Source organism: Mesorhizobium sp. M7A.F.Ca.ET.027.02.1.1, from assembly GCF_004022985.1.
GTDB lineage: Bacteria > Pseudomonadota > Alphaproteobacteria > Rhizobiales > Rhizobiaceae > Mesorhizobium.
On record NZ_RZOL01000694.1, the window covers coordinates 1 to 1,722 of the forward strand.

1 protein-coding gene is annotated in these 1,722 nt (G+C 66.6%); it reads left to right on the forward strand.

Annotated features, from left to right (window positions below):
- Positions 1 to 44 precede the first annotated feature (44 nt).
- Positions 45 to 1,722: condensation domain-containing protein (locus tag EN749_RS35180; protein WP_245491577.1), on the forward strand; the 1,678-nt coding region annotated here is incomplete at its 3' end.

Consider the following 1,722-nt stretch of genomic DNA (forward strand, 5'->3'; position numbering starts at 1 on the left):
GCTATGAGGCGCCGCGCGGCGCGGTCGAGACGGCGCTGGCGCAGATCTGGGCGGAGCTTCTCGGTGTCGAGCGGGTCGGGCGCCACGACCACTTCTTCGAACTCGGCGGCCACTCGCTGCTGGCCGTGCAGCTCTCGAGCCGGCTGTCGCGGGCTGTTGGCGTGGAACTGCCGCTGTCGACGCTGTTCGCCAATCCGGTGCTTTCCGATCTGGCGGCAAGCATCGTCGAGGTGTTGAGCCGCTCCGGCACGCAAGACCTGCCGGCGATTGCGGCGGTGTCGCGTGATGAGCCGCTTGTGCTGTCGTTTGCGCAGCAGCGGCTATGGTTTTTGGCGCAGCTGGACGAGGGCAGCACCAACTATCACATTCCGCTGGCCTTGCGGCTGCGTGGTGAGCTCGACCGCAGCGCCTGGCAGCGCAGCCTTGACCGTCTGTTTGCCCGTCATGAGGCGCTGCGCAGTGTCTTTGTCGCACCGGAGGGCAAGCCCTGGGTTGAGGTTCTGCCGCCGGATGCGGGACTGCCGATGGTCGAGCACGATCTGCGGGACAGGCCGGATGCTGAGGCTGCGCTTTTGGATCTGTGCCATGAAGAGGCGCGCACGCCGTTTGATCTTGCGCGCGGGCCGCTGATCCGCGGGCGTCTGATCCGGATGCCGGATGAGGAACACGTCTTCCTGCTGACCCAGCATCACATCGTCTCGGACGGCTGGTCGATGGGCGTGCTGGTTCGTGAACTCCGTCAGCTTTACCGGGCGTTCGAGGCTGGACAGGACGATCCTTTGCCGCCGCTGGCGATCCAGTATCCGGATTATGCCGCCTGGCAACGCCAGTGGCTGTCGGGGGAACGGCTGCAGAAGCAGGCGCAGTATTGGCGCGACACCCTGTCTGGCGCTCCGGCCCGTCTTGTCTTGCCGACGGACCATGCGCGGCCGGCCCAGCAGTCGTTTGCCGGGGCCAGTGTGCCGATCGTCATCGATGCGGATCTGACGCGGGGTCTGAAGCGGCTGAGCCGGCAGCATGGCACGACGTTGTTCATGACGGTGCTGGCGGCCTGGGCGGCGGTGCTGTCGCGTCTGTCGGGGCAGGACGACCTTGTGATCGGCGTGCCGAGCGCCAATCGAGGCCGGCGCGAGATCGAAGAGTTGATCGGCTTCTTCGTCAACACCCTGGCGCTTCGGCTCGACCTGTCCGGCGAGCCGAGCGTGTCGCAGCTTCTGGAGCAGACGCGGCGCACGGCGCTGGCCGCGCAGGAGCATCAGGACCTGCCGTTCGAGCAGGTCGTCGAGATCGTGCAGCCGCCCCGGGCTCTTGATCACACGCCGCTGTTCCAGGTGATGTTGGCCTGGCAGAACAACGCCGTCGGGTCGTTCGACCTTGCCGGGCTGAGTGTGGAGGCTGCCGGGGAGGGGTATGATCAGGTCAAGGTCGATCTGGAGCTGAGCCTTGGCGAGTGTGGCGAGGTGATCGCCGGAACGTTTGGTTATGCCTCGGCGCTGTTCGATGAGGCGACGATCGAGCGGCAGCGTGGTTATCTGCTGGCGCTGCTGCGGGCGATGGTTGCCGATGCCGGGCAGCCGGTCGGCCGGATTGAACTGCTGCCGGCTGCGGAGCGTGCGTATCTGCTGGAGGAGCTGAACCGGACGGCGGCGGCCTATCCGTCGGAGCGGTGCATCCATGAACTGTTCGAGCAGCAGGTGCAAAAGGCGCCGGAGGCGGTGGCGC